Annotated in this window: 16 protein-coding genes and 1 other RNA gene; 9 read left to right on the forward strand and 8 right to left on the reverse strand. The window is 47.8% G+C overall.

Annotated features, from left to right (window positions below):
• Positions 1–39: 39 nt before the first annotated feature.
• A complete protein-coding gene (locus Q0418_RS00020) occupies positions 40–666 on the reverse strand; it encodes a TetR/AcrR family transcriptional regulator (RefSeq protein WP_298481496.1) in 627 nt (208 codons plus the stop codon).
• A gap of 210 nt (positions 667–876) precedes the next feature.
• Here Q0418_RS00020 and Q0418_RS00025 point away from each other — a divergent pair, with 210 nt between their 5' ends.
• Entirely contained in the window at positions 877–3,567 is a 2,691-nt protein-coding gene (locus Q0418_RS00025) for a YhgE/Pip domain-containing protein (protein ID WP_298481497.1), read from the forward strand.
• 110 nt (positions 3,568–3,677) lie between these two features.
• On the opposite strand, the gene Q0418_RS00030 is transcribed toward Q0418_RS00025, so the two are convergent.
• A complete protein-coding gene (locus Q0418_RS00030) occupies positions 3,678–5,375 on the reverse strand; it encodes a bifunctional diguanylate cyclase/phosphodiesterase (protein WP_298481498.1) in 1,698 nt (565 codons plus the stop codon).
• A gap of 682 nt (positions 5,376–6,057) precedes the next feature.
• Between Q0418_RS00030 and Q0418_RS00035 the strand changes: the two genes are divergently transcribed.
• On the forward strand, positions 6,058–8,613 hold the full coding sequence (locus Q0418_RS00035; protein WP_298481499.1) for a hypothetical protein: 2,556 nt from the start codon (positions 6,058–6,060) through the stop codon (positions 8,611–8,613).
• Positions 8,614–8,627: 14 nt separating this feature from the next.
• Complete coding sequence (locus tag Q0418_RS00040; protein ID WP_298481500.1) at positions 8,628–9,602, forward strand: glycosyltransferase family 2 protein; 975 nt, start codon at positions 8,628–8,630, stop codon at positions 9,600–9,602.
• Between the two features lie 151 nt (positions 9,603–9,753).
• Here the strand turns inward: Q0418_RS00040 and ssrS are convergent.
• The 4 genes from ssrS to pdxS form a co-directional block, all read right to left on the reverse strand.
• Positions 9,754–9,943, reverse strand: a non-coding RNA gene (gene ssrS / locus Q0418_RS00045) — 6S RNA.
• Positions 9,944–10,032: 89 nt separating this feature from the next.
• Positions 10,033–10,347, reverse strand: a complete 315-nt coding sequence (locus Q0418_RS00050) for a DUF1292 domain-containing protein (RefSeq protein ID WP_298481501.1) — start codon at positions 10,345–10,347, stop codon at positions 10,033–10,035.
• A 138-nt stretch (positions 10,348–10,485) separates the two neighbouring features.
• Complete coding sequence (gene pdxT, locus Q0418_RS00055; protein WP_298481502.1) at positions 10,486–11,055, reverse strand: pyridoxal 5'-phosphate synthase glutaminase subunit PdxT; 570 nt, start codon at positions 11,053–11,055, stop codon at positions 10,486–10,488.
• Positions 11,055–11,927 carry a pyridoxal 5'-phosphate synthase lyase subunit PdxS gene (gene pdxS / locus Q0418_RS00060; protein ID WP_298481503.1) on the reverse strand — a complete coding sequence of 291 codons (873 nt, stop codon included), beginning with the start codon at positions 11,925–11,927 and terminating at the stop codon, positions 11,055–11,057. The genes pdxT and pdxS overlap by 1 nt, the downstream gene beginning before the upstream one ends.
• Positions 11,928–12,373: 446 nt before the next feature.
• On the opposite strand from pdxS, the gene Q0418_RS00065 reads away from it, so the two are divergent.
• The gene (locus Q0418_RS00065; protein ID WP_298481504.1) at positions 12,374–13,468 is read left to right on the forward strand and encodes a M15 family metallopeptidase; all 1,095 of its coding nucleotides are present in this window, start codon (positions 12,374–12,376) and stop codon (positions 13,466–13,468) included.
• Positions 13,469–13,960: 492 nt separating this feature from the next.
• Here the strand turns inward: Q0418_RS00065 and gdhA are convergent, their stop codons facing one another.
• Both gdhA and Q0418_RS00075 read right to left on the reverse strand, forming a co-directional pair.
• Positions 13,961–15,319, reverse strand: a complete 1,359-nt coding sequence (gene gdhA / locus Q0418_RS00070) for an NADP-specific glutamate dehydrogenase (RefSeq protein WP_298481505.1) — start codon at positions 15,317–15,319, stop codon at positions 13,961–13,963.
• Between the two features lie 828 nt (positions 15,320–16,147).
• The gene (locus tag Q0418_RS00075; protein WP_298481506.1) at positions 16,148–16,801 is read right to left on the reverse strand and encodes an HAD family hydrolase; all 654 of its coding nucleotides are present in this window, start codon (positions 16,799–16,801) and stop codon (positions 16,148–16,150) included.
• 361 nt (positions 16,802–17,162) lie between these two features.
• On the opposite strand from Q0418_RS00075, the gene Q0418_RS00080 reads away from it, so the two are divergent.
• The 5 genes from Q0418_RS00080 to Q0418_RS00100 all read left to right on the forward strand — a co-directional run bounded on the left by Q0418_RS00080 (position 17,163) and on the right by Q0418_RS00100 (position 21,079).
• Complete coding sequence (locus Q0418_RS00080; protein WP_298481507.1) at positions 17,163–18,173, forward strand: aldo/keto reductase; 1,011 nt, start codon at positions 17,163–17,165, stop codon at positions 18,171–18,173.
• A 184-nt stretch (positions 18,174–18,357) separates the two neighbouring features.
• Positions 18,358–19,209, forward strand: a complete 852-nt coding sequence (locus Q0418_RS00085) for a prohibitin family protein (RefSeq protein WP_298481508.1) — start codon at positions 18,358–18,360, stop codon at positions 19,207–19,209.
• 203 nt (positions 19,210–19,412) lie between these two features.
• The gene (locus tag Q0418_RS00090) at positions 19,413–20,132 is read left to right on the forward strand and encodes a DUF4230 domain-containing protein (RefSeq protein WP_298481509.1); all 720 of its coding nucleotides are present in this window, start codon (positions 19,413–19,415) and stop codon (positions 20,130–20,132) included.
• 12 nt (positions 20,133–20,144) lie between these two features.
• Positions 20,145–20,300, forward strand: a complete 156-nt coding sequence (locus Q0418_RS00095) for a hypothetical protein (protein WP_298481510.1) — start codon at positions 20,145–20,147, stop codon at positions 20,298–20,300.
• 68 nt (positions 20,301–20,368) lie between these two features.
• On the forward strand, positions 20,369–21,079 hold the full coding sequence (locus Q0418_RS00100; RefSeq protein ID WP_298481511.1) for an NERD domain-containing protein: 711 nt from the start codon (positions 20,369–20,371) through the stop codon (positions 21,077–21,079).
• Positions 21,080–21,246 lie beyond the last annotated feature (167 nt).

The following is a 21,246-nucleotide window of genomic DNA, read 5'->3' on the forward strand; positions in this document are numbered from 1 at the left end:
GCAGCGAGTGGATGGCGGTGAAGATTTTCATGGGTTTGGTCAGAGATTAGTATGAAATGCCATTGTGCCGTGCAGCGGCGGCGTGCCGATGGAGGTGGTGCCTTCTCGGAGAAGAAGCAGGGTCAGCTCCGCCATATGGGTGGGCGTTTCCTGACAGCCGTTTTTCAGCCACCGTTCCACTAGTCCCATGCACCCGGCAAGGGCAAAGGAGATGGCATATTGCAGGTCCTGATCCCGCAGTTCCTTTGGTGCAAAGGCACGCAGTGTTTTGACGCCTTCGTCCCGGAACAATGTCTCAATGGTACGCAGAAAGGCAATGTCACCGTTAGGACCCATGAGTGCAGAACAGAGCAGAGCATTCTCAGATAAAATCGTAAATGCCTGTTCCAGAAATTCAAAGAAATGGTTGGGTGCCTTCTGATTCTCCCATTTGTCATTGATGGCGGCAGTCAGCTGCTGCAACAGCCGCTGTTCCGTTTTTTCCAGCAAATCGTAAATATCCGTGTAGTGTAGATAAAAGGTGGAACGATTGATGTCCACCAGATCTGCCAGTTCCCGGACTGTGATCTCCTTGATGCTCTTCTGCTGGAGCAGCGTGGTCAGCCCGTTTAAAATTAAAGTTTCCGTGCGTCGATAGCGCCGTTCCTGTTTCAGGGAATCTATCATTTGACCCATCCTTTCAATAATAAACACAGTGTCGAATAGTAGACATAATTCGTAAAATCAACGGTTGCAAATCAACCTTTCCTATATTATAATAGAAACAGGACGAAAAGTCAACAACTTTCTATTTGTAGACAACTGTTTTTCGTCACATTAAGAGTGCAAAACCGTATCGGGGTTCGGCGGCGTACCAAAAGAAAGGGTGTAGGAAACATGCAGAAAAGCGATTCAAAGCAGAAACAGAGTTTTTTGAATCGGCATTTCAAAGGAATCGCATTGACAGCCATTGTATTGATCCCTACAATTTATACCACGCTGTTCCTGGGTTCCATGTGGGACCCCTATGGGAATGTGGATCAACTGCCCGTAGCCGTGGTCAACGAAGATCAGGCAGTGGAGTATGGGGGAAAGACTTTGGATGTCGGCGGCGAGCTGGTGGAAAAGCTCCAGGAAAATGAACAGCTGGATTTCCACTTTGTGGATAACTCCAGAGCGCAGGATGGTCTCCGGGACGGCACCTATTATATGGTGATCACGATTCCCCCGGAGTTTTCGGAAAATGCGTCCACACTCATGGATGCAGAGCCGAAAAAGATGCAGCTGCGCTATGAGACAAACCCGGGAACTAACTACATTGCCTCAAAAATGAGTGAATCTGCCCTGGCGAAAATGGAGAAGGAGATCTCCGCCAGTGTGACCCAGGAGTATACGGAAACCATTTTTGACCAGATAGGTACACTGGGCGATGGTATGACTGAGGCGGCTGACGGTGCATCGGAAATCACCGATGGCGTGGCACAGCTGGAAGAGGGCAATACAACGATCACGGATAATCTGAAACTGCTCTCCGAAAGCACTCTTACCTTTGTGGACGGTGCAAAAAACCTGGAGGATGGTGTCAGAACCTATACTGCCGGAGTTTCCACAGTCAATGACGGTGCAAAAACGCTGTCGGACGGCATGGATCAGCTGGCGGCAGGGGCAGGAACTCTGGCAGACGGTGCGACGGCGCTTTCTGACGGTTCGGATCGCCTTTCCAATGGCGTGGATAGCTATACCAACGGTGTGGCTGCGGCATACAGCGGTGCCCAGACCTTGTCCGGGAGCAGCAGCCAGCTGAAAAACGGTGCGGCTTCTCTGTCAGACGGCGCAGCGCAGCTCCAGCAGGGCAGTGTGGCAATGACTGCCGGTTTGCAGAGCCTTTCCGATGCTCTGAATGGCAGTCTTTCAGCGGACAGCACAGCACAGATGGAACAGCTCAGCGCCGGACTGACGCAGCTGCAGCAGGGGATTGATACCCTGAATACCACACTGCAATCCACGGAACTGCCTGATGTCAGCGGTCTTACAGAAACACTGACGGCAAGTCTGACAGCCATCGGCACCAGCGCACAGGATGCTGGTGCACAGCTGACTGCCATGCAGACATCTTTGACAGCGATGATGCAGACAGCGGCTTTTCAGTCTCTGGATACGGCATCTCAGCAGGAACTTCTGAACTGTTTCTCTGCACCCATGGCATCTCTCGGAACGGATATTTCCGATATCGGCACCCAGGTGACTGCACTTTCGGCTGCACTTCAGGGGACAGATCTGAGCAGTACCGGCGAAGCGATTTCTCAGCTGCAAACCAGTGTCAGTGCCCTGGCGGCAGGTGCAGATCAGGCGATCCCGGGGGCACAGCAGGCGATAACGTCTCTTTCCGGCGGATTGCAGTCAGTACAGCAGGCAGTGGATGGCCAGCTGCTGCCCGGTGCCCAGAGCATTGCTGCTGGATTGGATCAGTTGGTTTCCGGCAGCAATACTCTGGAATCCGGCGTTTCGGCTTATACCGGCGGTGTTTCCAGTCTGACAGATGGATTGGGCACACTGGATACCAATACGGCATCTCTGGTGGTTGGTGCTTCGTCACTGCATGACGGCGCAAAGACTCTGGCGGATAGTGCGCCAACTCTGACCGGCGCAGTATCCCAGCTTCAAAGCGGCGCAGCGCAGCTGGCGGACGGTACAGCGGAATTGACTGCCAATAACGAAGCCCTCACCAGCGGTGCGGCACAGCTGACCGATGGCGCAGGGCAGATACAGGATGGTGCATCTCAGCTGGCTGACGGTTCAGTGGAACTGGGAGATGGTCTGAGCACCTTGTCTGAGGGCGCAGATACACTTCATCTGGCACTGTCCGATGGTGCAGCGGAAGTAAACGGCATTACCGCCAGCGAATTGACCTATGACATGTTCTCTGCGCCGGTGGAAGCACAGGAATCCTTTGCTACGGAAGTACCTTCTAATGGCAATGCCATGGCGGCGTATATGATGGCAGTGGGACTGTGGGTGGCAGGTCTGGCATTTTGCGTGATGCTCTCGCCCCATGATCAGAAGATCAAGGGCAGAAATGCCGGTGCAGCATGGGCAAAACAGCTGGGCACCCTCTGGCTTCTGGCAATTGTGCAGGCAGTATTGATGGTAGGCTGTCTGGTGGCATTCAACGGTTTCGAACCGGAAAATCTGGGAAGAACGCTGTTTATCGCCTGCCTTTCCTCCATTGCATTCCTGACGCTGGAATACTGCACCAACTTCTTCCTGGGCATCATCGGCAGCTTTGTTCTGTTGGTGTTCATGGTATTGCAGCTGAGCGGCTGTGCCGGCACTTATCCGCTGGAATTGTCTGCCCGGTTCTATCAGATCCTGAATCCCTTTATGCCCTTCACCTATACCGTGCACGGTTTCCGGAGCGGTATCGCATCCGGTCAGGATGTCACAATGGATTGCGTTGTGCTGGCAGTCATTGCACTGATATTTGCAGGATTGCTTCTCGTGGGATTCCATGTGCGCCTGAAACATCAGCAGGAGGCGGAAGATACTGTATCTGAGGCAGTGCTCTCCGGCACACCGGTGCAGGCGTAATTCTGAAAATTTTCCTCCGTTTTATCACGCTGTATCACATTGGTGCAGCGTGATTTTTTGTACAAAAAAGGACGTCCCGGAAGGAACGTCCTTATATTCTGTCAAAAAGGTTATTGTGGGTTGGAGAAAGTGTAGGTATGCTGATCCTGTAGCCGTTTTTCAAAGTCGTCATGGGGCAGGGGACGGTCAAATAAGAAGCCCTGTGCCATGCGGCAATTGATATTTCGCAAAAATTCCGCCTGCTTCTGGGTCTCTACACCCTCGGCGATGACTTCCATTTGCAATTCATTTACCATGTTGACGATATTCTTGATAACAATCACATCGTTTTGATGACGGTTTTCCATGTTGTTGAGGAACGACTTGTCCAGCTTGATGATATCCACATTCAGATCCTTTAACAGGTTGAGGGAGGAATAGCCGGTTCCAAAATCGTCGATGGAAGTGCTGACACCGTTTTTACGCATTTCCTGTACAAATGCCGAAAGGGTCTCATAATTTTCATAGCCGGACATTTCTGTCAGTTCGACCTCAATATACTTGCTGTCAATTTCATATTTCCGAAGCACGGCAATGATATCCTCCGCCAGGTGCTCATTATGCAGATGGGCTTTGGAGAAGTTTACTGAAACACGTACCGGTTCAATGCCCGAAGAGATCCACTTTCGGATATCCATGCAAACGGTTTCCAGAACGTAGAAGTCCAGGCGGCAGATGGTGCCCTCTTTTTCCAGTACCGGGATAAATTCCATGGGAGGAACAAGCTTTCCGTTCCGGATCCAGCGCACCAGCGCTTCACAGCCGCAGAGGTGATTGTCTGCCAGGGTGACCTTGGGCTGGTAATATACAACAAATTCTCTTCCGTCTAATGCTTTGGGGAACAGGATGGATATTTCCTTGTCATGCAGGGCATTGGCAAGCATCTGCGGCTGAAACCAGACATAATCTCCCTGACCGGCAGTTTTCGCAATGTTGATTGCCGTAGAGGTCGCATTCATAATATCACCCATGGTCTGGGTTTCCGTAATTTCGCACATACCGATTCTTGCACAGATATCAAAGGTCTTTGTGCTTTCAAGATAGGGCACTGTAATTTTAATATCAGACATAAAATGCAGGATATGCTGGATATGCTCTGTTTTCACAAGGGCAGTGAAATTATCTCCGCCCAGACGGGACAGGATCTCTTCTTCGTCCATGACGCTCTGAATCATCTGCGCATATTTTCTGAGAATAGCGTCCCCTTGTCTTGGACCAACTGTCTGGTTAATATAATTGAAATTTTTGATATTGATGAACATGCAGGTGTAGTTGCTGAGTTGTCCTTTTTCATGCAGCATGTCGCCGAACTGCATAAAGCCCCGGGTGTTGGATGCTCCTGTGAGCAGATCAGTAATGGAGATCCGCTTCATCATCTGCACCATGCGCGTTCTTCCTAGGCATAGAAAAACATTCTGTGCCAGAAAATGCAGAAGGGGTTTTTCTTTTTCATCCAAACTGTCTGCATTTTTCGGATAAAATGCAACAACTGCGTTTCCGCTTTCGTTTGTATGAAATTCTTCCTCATATGGTATGTCTGCATAACCGTCCGGGGAGCAGTAAACCTCGAATATACAATTTTGTCCGTTGGGATCTAGTGCAGTCTGCGGTGCTGTGAACCGAACCATGAGTTTGCCCACCGGAAGTGCGTCAGCAATCAACGGAAAACTGTTTTTCAGTATTTCTGCCATTTCATCAATGGTCTCTGCGTTTTTCTGTAATGCATCGAAAAACTGCTGAAATCCTTCACTGCATAGAATCTGATTCATAACATCCACCCCTTTCATAATTTGTTCTTGCTGCAAAAAAGCATTCTATACCATTCTTACTTTATCATAGCACAAAATCTGTTGTTTGTCAATTGGCACCATGAAAATCCTATGGGAATTTTGAAAAATTGTCGGTGTTCCACAAAATAACGACTTACTTTTTGGCGAATAAGCAGATAGTATGAGTGCTTCTGTTGAGGTAAGATGTATAAATCGCACAAAAAGACGGAGAAAAATTTAGCATAGGCAAAGGCACTTTCTACATGGCACAGCGATAGAGCCACAGTCAGATGATATGTGAATCCGTCGGGATAATTTGTGCAGAGCTGTCTATGGGGACTACAGCATCTTTCTTGTGCATATCTTATAAATGTGAATTGCTCTGTTTATGCATTCTTACAAAAATGAAAAAAGAATGTTAGGTTTTTCCTGGATTCTGTCGGTTCTTTATGACTGAAATGTCGTTTTAATTATGGAGTCATGTCAACAGACAGAGCAAACATCTGCAAAGGAGACGATGGCTGCCGCGAATCACATGCGGCGAATTGCCCAAAATAAAAATGGATTGATTTTTTGCGTATTGCTTTAAATCGTAGTTGACAAGGTTAAGAAGATGTGTTACAATTTATAGTGCTAAAATGCGCTTGTTTTACGAAACGAAGAAGAAAGGACATGAAAAAAGATGAATGTTGTGACTGTCGTGTTTTTTCTGGCATTGCTGCTGACTGCGGGACTTTCTGTGGGATTGCTGTATGCTGCAAAAAAAACACAATCTCAGGAGGATTGGCTCTGGCCATTGAACAGAAATGGGAAAAAAACGGTGAGGAAGGAACCGGAAAAAGAAGAGGATGCATCAGAGGGAGATGTGCGTGATATAAAGAAGGCTTCTTCCCGGAAACAGAAACCGTTGTCAGATATACAGGAGGAAGTTGAGGATGCGCCAGTGCAGATGTCTCCGGCGGGACGTTCCCTGACGCTGAAAAATATCCTTTTGCCTGTGGCTTCGGCAGTGCTGGTGCTGCTGGGTCTTGCGGATCTGTTTGGCATTGTGGATTTTGCCCCGTATGACGGCGCATTTCTGTTGATGGGATGTGCGGCACTGCTGGAATACGGTACCTGCCTTTTGTATCAGCACAGAGCAAATAAAACCCTTCGGTTTTTTGGAAAGCTGCTGCTTGCGGCGACAGTTCTGGAACTGACGATTTTTCAGTTCCCTTCATTTCATCTTCTTCTGGGCGACTATCCGCAGAAAACCTTGCTTCCTTCAGAAGCAACAATTGAATCCGGGGAGTATGAACTGGATGAAAATTCTAAAACGCTGAAGATCAAGGGAAAGAATGAAGTTGTCATTACTTTTGAAGGACTGGATATTCCGGTGGGAACGGTGCGTGTACAGGCGCGGTTTGGTGATGATACAAAGCATACCAAAGTGGTATTGGATGCTACGGATGCTACCCATGTGGAATACCGCTATGATTTTGCGACTGCGGATCTCATTGACGGACGTGAGAACACCCAGTACATACCCTGCCAGTTGTCTGGGAATGTGCAGAAGCTTCGTGTGAAACTGACCGGCTACAATGACGGCGATGTGGTTTTGCTTCAGAATATTCAACTGAACACGCCGGTTCCCTTTGGCGTTTCACCCCTTCGGATGCTTCTGATCGTTGCGCTGGGCACCCTGGCATATGCGATTGCTTTTGCGCCGCTGCTGAAAAAGCCCTATGAGGAAACGACCCGTTTCTGCCGCCGGGTGGTGACATGGATGACCGCATTTGTTATGGTGCTGGCTGTTCTGATCGTCATGGCGGAATTGCCGGACGGCGGTATCAAAAAGCAGCTGACGCAACGTACGGGCAATCAAATCACCCAGGAACTGGTGGATGCCTTTGAAAAAGGGCAGACATCTCTGTTAAAGGAACCGTCAGAGGAACTGCTGGCGCTGGAAAATCCCTACGACTGGAGTATGCGCGGCAGTGCAGGGGCAGAAGCTGAGTGGGATCATGTACTCTATGACGGAAAGTATTACTCTTATTATGGTATTGCACCAGTGATCCTGCTGTACCTGCCTTATCACAAGCTGACCGGGCACTATTGTTCCACCAATCTGTCGGTGCTCTTGTTCAGCCTCATCGGTCTGCTGTTCCTGGGTATGACCTATCTGGCGTTTGTGAAGCGTTGGTTCCGGAAAATTCCTTCCGGCTGCGTGATTGCCGGGCTTGCCATTCTGTTCAGTGCCTGCGGTATCTGGTTCGGCGTGGGACGAACGCTGTTCTACGAAATATCCATCTCATCGGGCTTTGCCTTTGTGACAATGGGTGCATATTGTCTCATCTCCTCCAATATTCTGGGACAGGTGGGACAGGGAAAGGTCTCCCTTGTGCGGACGGCGCTGGCTTCGCTGTTCCTGGGAATCGCCGTGCTCTGCCGTCCGACACTGGCAGTCTATGCGATCTGTGCCTGCGTTTACTTCATCGTGGGCATTCCCAAGGCGGGCGTGATCCTGGAAGAGGGAACAGTGAACGGCGTCAACAAGGTGCGCCGGGTCGGATATATTTTATGTGCAGTTCTGCCGCTGGCGGCTTTGGGCGTTACGCAGATGTGGTACAACTTTGTACGATTCGATTCGCCCCTTGATTTCGGTATCCAGTACTCCCTGACCATCAATGATTTCACCAATTCGCAGTACCATACCCATTTTGTCCTCATCGGACTGTTGAATTATCTCTTTGCAATGCCGGCATTTTCAGCGGAGTATCCTTTTATTACAACACCATTTTCGAAGATGGAAGTCAACGGATATTATTTCTCCGATTCTGGCAACACGTCGGGTATTTTGTTCCTGGCGCTTCCGGTTCTGGCGTACTTTTTCTGTTGTAAAGCACTCCGGAAGCTTCCCGATCGGAAGTCACAGTGGAAGAATGCACTTCTGGTGGGACTGCCCTGTGTCATCATGCCTTTGGTCATCATCTGTTCCATTTGGGAAAGCGGCTATGCCATCCGGTATACAGCGGATTTCTCCTGGGAAATCATTCTGGGTGCATATATCATTCTGTTTTTCCTGTATGAAAAAACCAAGAATGAGACCAAGAAGGAACTGGTGCGGAAATTCATGGCAGTCTCCATGGTCTGTGCTATTGTTGTGAACGGTGTGCAGATCTTCAACTTTGCATTCCCGCAGGAACAGTATCCGGCATTGTGCGACCATTTGTATCAGCTGGTTGCATTCTGGAAGTAAGGAGGAGATGCAGAATGGATACATTATATCTTGTGATCCCGTGTTATAATGAAGAAGAAGTGCTGCCGGAAACATCCAGACAGCTTCTGGCGAAAATGACATCGCTGATCGAAAAGCAGAAAATCTCAGAAAAGAGCCGCATCGTCTTTGTTAATGATGGTTCCAAGGATCGTACCTGGGAAATGATCGAACAGCTGCACCATGAAAATCCCATGTATCAGGGCGTGTGCCTGTCCCGGAACAGGGGACATCAGAACGCACTCCTTGCCGGATTGATGACGGTGAAAGATCATTGCGACATGACCATTTCTCTGGATGCCGACTTGCAGGATGATATTGATGCCATTGATGAAATGGTGGAAAAATATTACGAGGGAAATGACGTGGTGTATGGCGTGCGCAGCGCCAGAGACACGGATACTTTCTTTAAGAAATTCACTGCTGAGGGCTTCTATAAAGTCATGAAGCATATGGGCGCAGATGTGGTGTTTAACCATGCGGACTATCGTCTCATGAGTCGCAGAGCGCTGGATGGTCTGGGTTCCTTCAAGGAAGTGAACATGTTTCTGCGTGGCGTAGTGCCTATGATCGGCTATCGCAGTGACAAGGTGTATTATGCACGAAAGGAACGCTTTGCCGGTACATCGAAATATCCCCTGAAAAAGATGCTTTCCTTTGCCTGGGAAGGAATCACATCCCTTTCCACAAAGCCGATCAGCATGATCACGCGGCTGGGGACAGTGATTTTTCTGGTGAGCATCATTATGCTGATCTATTCTGTAGTACGTCATTTTATGGGCGCTACGACGACTGGCTGGACTTCTCTGATCGTGTCCATCTGGGCAATCGGCGGCTTGCAGCTGCTTGCCATCGGAATCATCGGGCAGTATATCGGAAAGGTCTATCTGGAGACAAAGGAACGTCCGAAATTTATTGTGGAACAGTATCTCTCAGATGAAGATGCAGAGGATAAAAAAACGCTGTCGTAACAGCGCATATGTGATATGTGTAAGAGGGTGAACAATGTTCACCCTTTTTTTCTGTAAAAAGATGTGGGACATTTGCAAAGTAATCCAAAATAACAAAACAAAAAGCACCCTGAGACAACCATCTCAAGGTGCATTGTTTTCATATAGAAAAAATAAAACCGCCCGGCCGTCTTGCAGCGAATAAAACCAAGCCATTACAGCAAGGTGGGTATCTGCCCGTCTGCTTCACGCTCCCTTCGTCCGCCGAAGCGGGAGGTCTGCAATCCACAACCGGAGCCGGATTCCCTTTAAAAGAGTGTTGGATTATAAAAACCGCAATGTCTCGTACCAGGCAGTATTCATTTTTCTATGTTTAGTATAACATAATCTTTCACAAAAATCAATAGGAAATTTGTGAAAATTTTTCTGCTATCCTGCTGTCAGAATTGGATTATGCCTCTTCCTCGTCCTCTTCGTCAAAGAACTCGTTGAGCTGCTGGAGGAACATTTCACCGACTGCTTCATACTCAGCGTCATCTTCGATGGTGCAGAGCATTTCCTCGCCGTCAACCATTTCCTTTTTCAGAACGACAAATTCACCGTCATCATTCAGCAAATCTTCCTCGTTTTCATAAAACGGGATCAGGGCACAGTAGGTGGCGCCGTTGTATTCCAGCTCGCCCAGTACCTCAAATTCCTGTTCGTTGCCGTCCTCATCTTCCAGAGTGTACAGCAGACCTGATCCAAATTCGTTTTCTTCTGCCATGGGACTTTCTCCTATCTGCCAAATCGGCGGTTATTCCGGATGCAATACCGGTATCCTTATTATACAGGATTCTCACAAAAAAATCAAGTGGTTTTGTGAAAAATCATGCTTTTTCTTTCAAACCACTTGATCTTGCATTTATTTAGCTGTGTGAATCATTTCCAGGAAATATTGGTGTACCCGGGTATCCTCTGTCAACTCCGGATGGAAAGCCGTTGCCAGCTGGTTGCCCTGCCGTGCGGCAACGATCTTGCCGTCTACTTCTGCCAGCACCTCTGCATCGCCGGAAACTGCTGTGATATAAGGCGCACGGATAAATACCATGGGAATCTCACCCACGCCTTTCATTTCCGCAGTCACGGAAAAGCTGCCCAGCTGTCTGCCGTAGGCATTGCGGCGTGCGGAAATATCCATGGTGCCCAGCTGTACTTTGCCGCCCTCGGCTTCTTTTGCCAGCAGGATCAGTCCGGCGCAGGTGCCGAATACCGGCAGACCATTCTGGATCCGATTCTGAATGTCATCGAAGCAGTCCAGTTCCTTCAGCAATTTTCCCATAACCGTGCTCTCGCCGCCGGGAATGATCAGACCGTCCATAGGCTGGTCCAGATCACGCTTCTGGCGGATCTCAAAGGGCTCTGCACCCAGTTGGCGCAAGATCACACTGTGTTCTGCAAACGCACCTTGCAGTGCCAGAATACCGATACGCATTACTTACCACGCTCCGCCATCAGCAGGGAGATCTCATTTTCGTTGATACCTACCATAGCTTCGCCCAGATCGGTAGACAGCTCAGCCAGCATCTTTGCATCTTGATAGTTGGTGACAGCCTTTACAATTGCAGCAGCACGCTTTGCCGGATCACCGGACTTGAAGATACCGGAGCCAACGAAAACGCCCTCAGCTCCCAGCTGCATCATCAGTGCAGCGTCAGCCGGAGTAGCCACGCCGCCGGCTGCAAAGTTAACGACCGGCAGTTTTCCGTTGTCGTGAACATACTGTACCAGATCGTAGGGGACACGCAGTTCCTTTGCAGCATCGAACAGCTCGTCCTCTGCCATAGACTGGAGACGACGGATCTCTGCCTGCATCATGCGCATGTGGCGTACAGCCTGTACTACGTCACCGGTGCCCGGCTCGCCCTTGGTACGGATCATGGAAGCGCCCTCGTTGATTCGGCGGAGTGCTTCGCCCAGATCCTTTGCGCCGCAGACAAAAGGTACATCGAACTTGGTCTTGTCGATGTGGTACTTGTCATCTGCCGGGGAGAGTACTTCGCTCTCGTCAATATAGTCAATCTCGATTGCCTGCAGGATCTGTGCCTCTGCGAAGTGACCGATACGGCACTTTGCCATAACCGGAATGCTGACAGCCTCCTGGATGCCGCGGATCATCTTCGGGTCGCTCATACGGGATACGCCGCCGGCTGCACGGATATCTGCCGGAATGCGCTCCAGTGCCATAACGGCACATGCACCGGCTGCTTCGGCAATCTTTGCCTGTTCCGGTGTGGTGACATCCATAATGACGCCGCCCTTGAGCATCTGTGCCAGGTTCTTGTTGAGTTCATAACGATTTCCCATTGCTGTTCCTCCTGAATTTGCTTTTTGAATTATGAAGAATGAGGAGTTCGGAATGCGGAACGGCGGTATTGCCTGAAATGACACATTCCTCATTCATTCCACCTTGTTACTAGGATACCATGGAATTGGCTCTGTTACAATTGCCAGTTTTACAACTTTTTTCAATACCAGATAAATGGGCGAAGGATGAGTAAGAATCCTTTTTTTGATTCTGATTTAAGGTATGTTCTGTTGTAGGAGTGAACTTTGTTTGCCTGTGGTTACATTTCTGGTAAATTCTAGGTGAGCAAAGTTCGCCCCCAACACGATTGACTCGATTTCTGCATAAAGAAAATTTTTGACTTGAAAAGAAAATGGATTTATGGTATAATAGAAAAATCAGAAAAGAAAGCGAGATCCAGCTTCTGCCGGATTCTGAGAAACCCATTGAGAAAGGACTATGCAGCATGAGCACCAAACCCAATCCGAACAAGCACGCTCCTCAGGAGCCGCATAAAAAACCATCATCCGATCAGAAACCCCGTGTCAAGGGCGGAAGTCACGCCAAGCGCCGGAAGATTCGGTTCGACCGGATCGCCGTTGTGGTTATTCCCATGCTTCTGATCATCATCCTGATCGGTGCACTCTGTTTGCACAGCTGCAACAAAAGCGGTAAACTGAACATCGGCGAAAGCAGCACAGAACCGACACCGGTTGCAACTGCCACGACCACAACAGCACAGTCAGCGGCAGAAGGCACTACAGACGCCGCAGCCATCACCACGGAAAGCAGCACCAATGCCAGTGCAAATGCAAAGCAGATCACGCTTCCCGCAAAGGGCGTCAATAAGGGCGATCTGATCGTTATCAACAATGACCACAGCTATGATTTCCCCACTGGTGACCCGAAGCTGAAAAGCGTCTATGAGGAACGCAACAGTTCCTACAGCGTCAGCGATATGGAAGTACAGCTGGACGAGGAGACCATCACACAGCTGAATGCTATGATGGCAGCATTTGAAGAGGAAACCGGTTTCAGCGGTATGCAGGTATTCAGCGGCTATCGCACCAAGGAAGATCAGGACAGCCGTTATGACAGCGGCAATACAGGTTTCCGGGGCGGCTATTCCGATTATCACAGCGGCAGAAGCTTCAACCTGAAGATCAACTTCGGGGACGGCACTTCGGACTATTATAATGCAGAGAAATATCCGGACTATGCCTGGATCTCCGAACATGCGGCGGAGTATGGCTTTATCATCCGCTATCCCGACGGCAAGGACAGCATTACCGGAGAGGACAGCCGTTCCTATACCTTCCGCTATGTGGGTGTTCCTCATGCAGTGTATATGACAGAACATAAGCTCTGCCTGGAAGAATATGTGGAAAAGGTACATGGCTATTCTGCCGATGATCCCCTGGAAATCACTGTGGGCGAGATGACCTATTCTGTATTCTATGTTTCTATTGGCGGCACAAATGATGTGGACATGACCATTCCAAGCAAAAATTATACCGCATCCGGCGATAATATCAGCGGATACATTGTTACCTGCCAATAAAATAGACCGTACTTCTGATTCGGACGAGTCTTATAAAAAAGAGAAGGGGCTGTTGCAAGAACGGTCAAATCCTGGTTTAGGGGGCGATGTGGGCATCGCCCCCCTACAAAATGTCACGCAATTCGTGGTAATTTGTAGGGTGCGATGCCACATCGCACCGCTTTCCTGTAGGATTTTGAGTGCCTGCAACAGCCCCTTCTTTTCATAAGACGAAAGTAATACTAATCCCATATCAACCTGTTGAAGAATTTGCTGCTATCATTTCGTCACTCTGCGTTGCCCACTCTTGGCAGGCGACAGCCTGCCTGCGGTTGGGCGCCATGACCCACAAAATGCTATCTGGCAACTTCTGCAATAGAACGATATGGGATTAGTATAAAAACGGATGCATGTGAATCTCTTTTCAGAAATGCTGAGAGAAACACATGCATCCGTCATTTTATGTCAGGGCAATGATGCGCCTATTTGTGCTTTACAGATCGCTGCGGCAGATTAATATGCCACACCCTGCCACTTCATAGCGTCAGCAACCTTCAGGAAGCCTGCGATATTTGCGCCGACAACCAGATTGCCTTCTACATCATATTCCTTGGATCTGTCATATGCATTGTGGAAGATGTTGACCATGATCTGCTTCAGCTTTGCGTCAACCTCTTCGAATGTCCAGGACAGACGCTCGCTGTTCTGGGACATTTCCAGACCGGAAGTCGCAACGCCGCCTGCGTTTGCAGCCTTTGCCGGTCCGAACAGGATGCCAGCAGCCAGGAACTTGTCAATTGCCTCCGGTGTAGACGGCATGTTTGCACCTTCTGCAACAACCTGAACGCCGTTCTTCAGCAGGATATCAGCAGATTCGCCGTCGATCTCGTTCTGTGTTGCGCAAGGCAGAGCAACGTCACACTTGATGGTCCAGATGCCCTTGCAGCCTTCTGTATAGGTGGCACCTTCAACACGGTTCACATATTCCTTGATACGTCCGCGCTCTACTTCCTTGATCTGCTTTACAACATCCAGCTTGATGCCGTTGGGGTCGTAGATATAGCCGTTGGAGTCGGACAGAGCCACAACCTTTGCGCCCATCTCTGTTGCCTTTTCGGTAGCATAGATTGCTACGTTACCGGAACCGGAAACAACAACGGTCTTGCCCTTGATGCTGTCATTCTTCATGCAGTTCATCATTTCTTCGGTGAAGTACAGCAGACCATAACCGGTAGCCTCTGTTCTTACCAGAGAACCGCCGTAGGACAGTGCCTTACCGGTCAGAACGCCGGTGAACTCGTTGCGCAGTCTCTTGTACTGACCGAACATATAGCCGATCTCACGTGCGCCAGTACCGATGTCACCTGCCGGAACGTCAGTATCTGCACCAATGTGCTTGGACAGCTCTGTCATGAAGCTCTGGCAGAAACGCATGATCTCGTTGTCAGACTTGCCCTTCGGGTCGAAGTCGGAACCGCCCTTGCCGCCGCCCATAGGCAGTGTGGTCAGGCTGTTCTTGAAGATCTGCTCAAAGCCCAGGAACTTGATAACAGATGCGCATACGGACGGGTGCAGACGCAGACCGCCCTTGTACGGACCGATTGCAGAGTTGAACTGGCAGCGGAAACCGCGGTTAACCTGTACGTTGCCGTTGTCATCTACCCAGGAAACACGGAACTGGATCATGCGCTCCGGTTCTACGATACGGTCGATGATGCCGTTTGTCTCATAAGACGGGTCCTTTTCTACGACCGGCTCCAGAGACATCAGAACCTCACCGACTGCCTGCAGAAACTCCGGCTCGTTGCCGTTGCGCTTTACTACGTTGTCATACACTTTCTGCAGATAAGCGTTCTTAAATGTAAATGCCATGGGAATCTCCTCCTGAAAAATAAAAATTGTCACAAATAGTACGATCAGAAAATGTCTGTTCGACTGTCTGTTATCTGAATGAATGTGTACGTTGACTTCAAACACCTGTACACTCGCTTCAAACAATACCTATTATACAACATCTCACTGTGTTTTTCAATGGAAAATTAGAAAAAAACATAATTTTCTTCATATCAAAATTGGGAAAACCGTTAAAAAGCAAAATTGTGGTCTCTTTTTTTTAAAATAGCAAGTTTGGAACAGTTCCAACATTGCGATTGAAAAGTCAAAAAAGCCGGCATAAACCACATCTTTCTTGTGTATTGTGTCAAAATTGCTGTCGTATTCCCCTTGCGAACCATTTTCTTATGGGCATCTCTAAAAACCCGCTCACCCGCCATCTGCGGTACATCTGACAGATTCGGGGTATTTAGAGGTGCCCTGAAAAGAAAAAAGCCCTGTCTCTCCGAAGAAAGACAAGGCGATGAAAATAAGATTCAGACTGTACCGGGATCAGAAAACAAATCCGTGTAGAACAAAAAATATATTTCAAATAATCAATCGAAAGGGTTCGCTTCTGATGATGTACAATCGGGACAGCAGAATCCTTCGTCTCAGAATCCCTGTACCGTTCTTACAGAAATTCAGACAGTTCGGATGTTTCTGCAAAGAGTCCTGTCCCTAATTATAGCGAAAAAACAAAGAAGTGTCAAGTATATTTCAGAATTTTGCGAAAGATAAGAAAAAATACTGTGTTATTTTGTCATTTTTTAGGGCAACACCGCACAAAGCCGTCAGGCGCTCTCTGTGCGGTGCTGCTTTAAAGAATCAGTGATTCTTTAAAATTTCTGTCAGATCAGAAGGGGAGTCCGCCAGATAAACAGCCCCAGCCTGTTCCAGTTCCGTCTTTCCCCGGAATCCCCAGGTACAGCCGATAGAATCCATGCCTGCATTCCGGGCGGTCAGAATATCCACATCGGAATCGCCGATCATAATGGTCTCCTCCGGCGCAGCACCGCAGGCGGACATGATTTCCAGAAGAATCTCCGGGGACGGCTTTCGGGGACGTGTATCATTGCTGCCCAGGATCTGGTCAAAACATTCTGTACCAAAGAAGTGCTTCACAATAGTTTCTGCAAATTTATGAGGCTTATTGGTAGCCACAGCCAGCTGCATTCCGCCGGCTTTCAGGCTGTCCAGCGCTGGGATCATACCGTCATAAGGACGGGTGCAGTCCAGACAGTGTTGTTCATAGTAGGCATAGAACCGGGATAAAAGCTGTTCCGCCTCTTCTGCCGGTGCACCTGCTGGCAGAGCCCGTTCGCAGAGCTTTTTCACGCCATTGCCCACAAAGTGATAGAATGCCTCCAGAGGATGTGTGGGATAGTGCATTTCTGTCAGCGTATGATTCACAGCATTTGCCAGATCCTCGATGGAGTTGACCAGAGTTCCATCCAGATCCAAAATTGCCAGTTGATACATGAAAGATCCCTCCTAGTTTGAAACGGCTTTCAGCGTTTGCAAAATGCCGTCTCGGATTCACAAGTGATATTATAGTACAATTCTGAGGGTTTGTCAATTATTCTGGTGCTTTTTGTGCGGTGTTGCCTTAGGTTTTCTTTATTATTTTGAAGGGACGGACTTCATTTGGTTTGTTGGGGGCTGATATTTGCGGGCGAACACAGTTCGCCCCCTACAATTTTGTGAGTTTTATGCTGCTAACATAAAATTGCTTTGTGCAAACACAAACCATCCGACCTTGACATTTTTCCCGAAAATCAGTATAATGATGAAAAAGTAAATCAAGCGAAAGCTGTATATCCTGCGAAAGGTCGTGTTTAATATGACATATACTCCCAACCCCACACGCTATGACACCATGGAATACCGCCGCTGCGGAAAAAGCGGTTTGAAGCTGCCCCTGCTTTCCCTGGGACTGTGGCACAATTTCGGCGATACCAACAGTCTGGAGCACATGGAAGCTCTCTGCCGTACTGCCTTCGACAATGGGATTACCCATTTTGACCTGGCGAACAACTATGGTCCTCCGGCAGGTGCCGCGGAACGCAATTTCGGACGGATTCTGAAAACTACCTTTGCCGGCTGCCGGGACGAACTGGTCATCAGCACCAAGGCAGGTTATGATATGTGGCAGGGTCCTTATGGCAATTTCGGCAGCCGAAAGTATCTGCTGGCAAGTCTGGATCAGAGCTTGAAGCGGCTGGGTCTGGACTATGTGGACATCTTCTATCATCACCGTCCTGACCCGGAGACGCCCCTGGAGGAAACTATGGGCGCACTGGCGCAGGCAGTCCAAAGCGGAAAGGCGCTCTATGTAGGGCTTTCCAACTATGACGGCGAGACCATGCGCCGTGCTGCCGCCATTCTGGGAGAACTGCACTGCCCGTTTATCATCAACCAGAACCGCTATTCCATGCTGGATCGTACCGTGGAACAAAACGGACTTCTGGATGGCTGCGCAGACCTGGAAAAAGGGCTTATCATTTACAGCCCTCTGGAGCAGGGACTGCTGACAGACCGCTATCTTCACGGCACGATTCCCGAGGACAGCCGCATCCGGACAGACGGACGGTTTCTCAGTGAAAAGCAGCTGACACCGGAACGATTGGCGCAGCTGAAACAGCTTCAGGAAATCGCAGCAGCACGGGGACAGAGTCTGGCACAGCTGGCACTCTGCTGGATCCTGCGGCAGAAAGCGGTCACCACTGTGCTGGTGGGTGCATCCCGACCGGAACAGCTTCTGGACAGTTTGCAGATCGTGGGACAAGCTCCGCTGACAGAGGATGAACTGAAAGCAGTGGATGCGATATTATTCACGCAAATCAATTTTTAAATTGCATGCTGTAAAATGAATCATTTTATGTAGGGGCGACCAATGGTCGCCCCTACAATAATCCATATTTCACAAAAAATTGATTTAAGTGGATATTTTTGAGAATATCTTGACAGTATTTTCTGCTTGTGCTATAATAGACAAAATACAACAATTTTTTATCAGAAACAGAAAGGAAAATAGTATGAAAAAGGCGAAAATCGGAATTATTGCAGGTGCGGCTGTACTGATTTTACTGATCCTCTGTTTTGGCACGATCACCATTGTGCCGGCAGGACATTCCGGCGTGATTGTGACGTTCGGAAAGGTCAGCGAACGTGTGCTGGATGAGGGAATGCATTTTAAGATTCCTTTTGCCCAGCAAGTGATCATGATGAACAACAAGATCCAGAAAACTGAAGTGGATTCCAACAGCGTATCCCGGGATCTGCAAACCGTTTCCAGCGGTGTTGCCATCAACTATCATATTACAAAGGATGCATCGGCGGAGATTTACCAGAATATTGGTGAGCAGTATGCAGACACTGTGCTCCAGCCGGCGATTCAGGAGGCTGTGAAAGCTGTCACTGCACAGTATACCGCCGAGGAACTCATCACAAAGCGGTCAGCGGTGGGAGATGAGATCGGGGAGACACTTTCCAACAAGGTGTCGGAATACGGTATTCTCATCGACAAGTTCAATATCGTAAACTTCGATTTCTCTGCGGAATTCAATGCCGCCATTGAACAGAAGCAGGTAGCAGAACAGAACAAGCTCCGTGCAGAGACCGAAAAGGAACAGCAGATCATTGAGGCAGAGGCTGCTGCAGAACAAAAGGTCATCGCAGCAGAGGCAGAAGCAGATGCCATTCGCAAAAAGGCAGAGGCAGAAGCGGAAGCCAACAAGAAGATCAATGCTTCGCTGAACCAGAATGTGCTGCGGTATCAGCAGATCGACAAGTGGGACGGCAAGTATCCCAGTGTGGTCTCTTCGGATTCTTCCATTCTGGTGGATATTCCGGTTGAGGATACTACAGAAGCGGCTGGTGCAAATTAACATTTAAATTATTCATTGTTGTTAAAAGGACGAATGCGCAGTTCGTCCTTTTATATTTTGTTTGAAAATAGTATCGTGTTATAAATAACGGCTTTTCTTATTTCTTTTGATGATATCTTGACATTTAAGTTGAAATATGGTATAATAATTTATACAAATTCGATGCTATTTTCAACGAAAATCAAAGGAAAAGGAAGATTATTGTGGAAAAGAAGAGTAGAAAGCAATTGATTACTGCAAAGATAAAAAAGTATTTAAAAAAGATAAAGGGCTTTCTTAAAGTAGCATTACCTTTAGCTATAGGAATTGTAATAGGAGTTGTTGCAAGTCCAATTTTATCATCTTCGAAAAATGAAGACGCAAAACCAACAATTGTAAATATAGATGAAACTATTAAAACACAGGAGGAGAATGAAAGTATTCTCATTACAGTTTCAAATGTTAAAAAAATTATAAGTCCAGCAAGCGAACTTACTTCAACAAAGTATTATTATAAAGATGCGGATTCATTTGAGGATAGTAAAGAATTTATGGATATAAAGTTGCCGCTTACTACAAATAAAGTTGTTTTTACATATGAAGGTGTTATCAATATAGGAATTGATTTATCTGAAGTTAGCATTACGGACATAGACAATGAAAACCAAAGAATCACTATAAGAATGCCAGATGTAAAAATTTTGTCTCATGAAGTTGATATGTCTTCATTTGAATTTCCATTTGAAGATTATTCTATATTCAATGAAACACAAATGGGCGACTATACGCAATTAATTGAAGAGATAAAGAAGAATAAAGAAGAGAAAATTAGTTCAGATTCTGAAATTATGGAGAATACAAGGGAAAATGCGGAAAATGTCATTCGCAGTTTTTTGAAAACCGCTGAAATGACAAAAGACTATAACATTATTTTTACGAATTAAGGAGGGAACATCATGCCAATTCGTTTATTATTTATTATAATTGCATTGATTGGTGCTACTGTATTATTTCTTGGGATAAAGTTGAAAAAACTAAAGCCGCTTTTGATTATTGTTGGAATAGTAGTATTTATTTTTGGAGCTTATGGGGTGTTTACTTCATTTCTTTGATTTCAATAAAACTGGTGCGGCAGGTGAATATCGCCTTGCCGCATTTGTTTTCATAAGGATGTGTTACGATGTTGGAGTCTCTGCGCACCAAATTGAAAGGATATGCCGGGGAACGAACGGTTTCCCGCCGTTTGCACCGGCTTTCCCGCCGTTCCTATATTGTACTGGACGATCTCATGCTGCTGACGGGAAAGCGGCTCACCCAGATCGACCATATCGTGGTCTCGGTCTATGGCATTTTTGTCATTGAAACGAAAAATTATCAGGGTCGTATCCATGGCAGTGACCGGTCGGAATACTGGACCCAGGAACTGCATGAGAAAAAGTATCCCTTTCGCAATCCCTTCCGGCAGAATTACGCCCACATCCAGGCTCTGAAATCTTTGTTGGATCTGGAAAAGGATGACATGTTTATTTCCATGGCGGCTTTTTCGGATAGGGCAGAACTGAATGTGAACACGGAGCAGGAACTGGTACATTTTTCAAAACTGCGCCGTGCCATCCGCACTTATCGGCATACGATTTTTGCCTGGGATACGGTGCAGTACATGGCGGGCACCATTCTCTGTGCCAATGTGGACTCCAAAACAGCCCGGAAACAGCATCTGGATCAGATCGACAGCGAGATCGCCTATCAGAATTTTGCCCTGCGGAATGGACTCTGTCCCCGGTGCGGCGGTACTTTATTGCTTCGACACGGCGCCTACGGCGATTTCTATGGATGCAGCCGTTTTCCGGAGTGCCGCTATACACTGCGTGCAGAAGAGGAACAGGAATGAGAGCTATTTCTTTTTGTACTTTTTTGATAAAAATGCAAAAAAGTTCTTGCAATCAGCTATCAGATATGTTATACTAAAAGAAGATTTTTGGAAATGGACGTGTGGACTTTTGTAGTCACATTTGCCTGGTATACCGCAATTTGAAATTTTTTTGGAACGGATGAACT

The sequence above is a fragment of the uncultured Ruminococcus sp. genome (genome assembly GCF_937915125.1).
In the GTDB taxonomy this organism is placed as follows: Bacteria; Bacillota; Clostridia; order Oscillospirales; family Ruminococcaceae; genus Ruminococcus_C.

What these genes read in the sequence shown, in the direction of transcription:
- Q0418_RS00020 (WP_298481496.1), bottom strand. Translation starts at nt 666, where the DNA reads ATGATAGATTCCCTGAAACAGGAACGGCGCTATCGACGCACGGAAACT.
- Q0418_RS00025 (WP_298481497.1), top strand. Translation starts at nt 877, where the DNA reads ATGCAGAAAAGCGATTCAAAGCAGAAACAGAGTTTTTTGAATCGGCAT.
- Q0418_RS00030 (WP_298481498.1), bottom strand. Translation starts at nt 5,375, where the DNA reads ATGAATCAGATTCTATGCAGTGAAGGATTTCAGCAGTTTTTCGATGCA.
- Q0418_RS00035 (WP_298481499.1), top strand. Translation starts at nt 6,058, where the DNA reads ATGAATGTTGTGACTGTCGTGTTTTTTCTGGCATTGCTGCTGACTGCG.
- Q0418_RS00040 (WP_298481500.1), top strand. Translation starts at nt 8,628, where the DNA reads ATGGATACATTATATCTTGTGATCCCGTGTTATAATGAAGAAGAAGTG.
- Q0418_RS00050 (WP_298481501.1), bottom strand. Translation starts at nt 10,347, where the DNA reads ATGGCAGAAGAAAACGAATTTGGATCAGGTCTGCTGTACACTCTGGAA.
- pdxT (WP_298481502.1), bottom strand. Translation starts at nt 11,055, where the DNA reads ATGCGTATCGGTATTCTGGCACTGCAAGGTGCGTTTGCAGAACACAGT.
- pdxS (WP_298481503.1), bottom strand. Translation starts at nt 11,927, where the DNA reads ATGGGAAATCGTTATGAACTCAACAAGAACCTGGCACAGATGCTCAAG.
- Q0418_RS00065 (WP_298481504.1), top strand. Translation starts at nt 12,374, where the DNA reads ATGAGCACCAAACCCAATCCGAACAAGCACGCTCCTCAGGAGCCGCAT.
- gdhA (WP_298481505.1), bottom strand. Translation starts at nt 15,319, where the DNA reads ATGGCATTTACATTTAAGAACGCTTATCTGCAGAAAGTGTATGACAAC.
- Q0418_RS00075 (WP_298481506.1), bottom strand. Translation starts at nt 16,801, where the DNA reads ATGTATCAACTGGCAATTTTGGATCTGGATGGAACTCTGGTCAACTCC.
- Q0418_RS00080 (WP_298481507.1), top strand. Translation starts at nt 17,163, where the DNA reads ATGACATATACTCCCAACCCCACACGCTATGACACCATGGAATACCGC.
- Q0418_RS00085 (WP_298481508.1), top strand. Translation starts at nt 18,358, where the DNA reads ATGAAAAAGGCGAAAATCGGAATTATTGCAGGTGCGGCTGTACTGATT.
- Q0418_RS00095 (WP_298481510.1), top strand. Translation starts at nt 20,145, where the DNA reads ATGCCAATTCGTTTATTATTTATTATAATTGCATTGATTGGTGCTACT.
- Q0418_RS00100 (WP_298481511.1), top strand. Translation starts at nt 20,369, where the DNA reads ATGTTGGAGTCTCTGCGCACCAAATTGAAAGGATATGCCGGGGAACGA.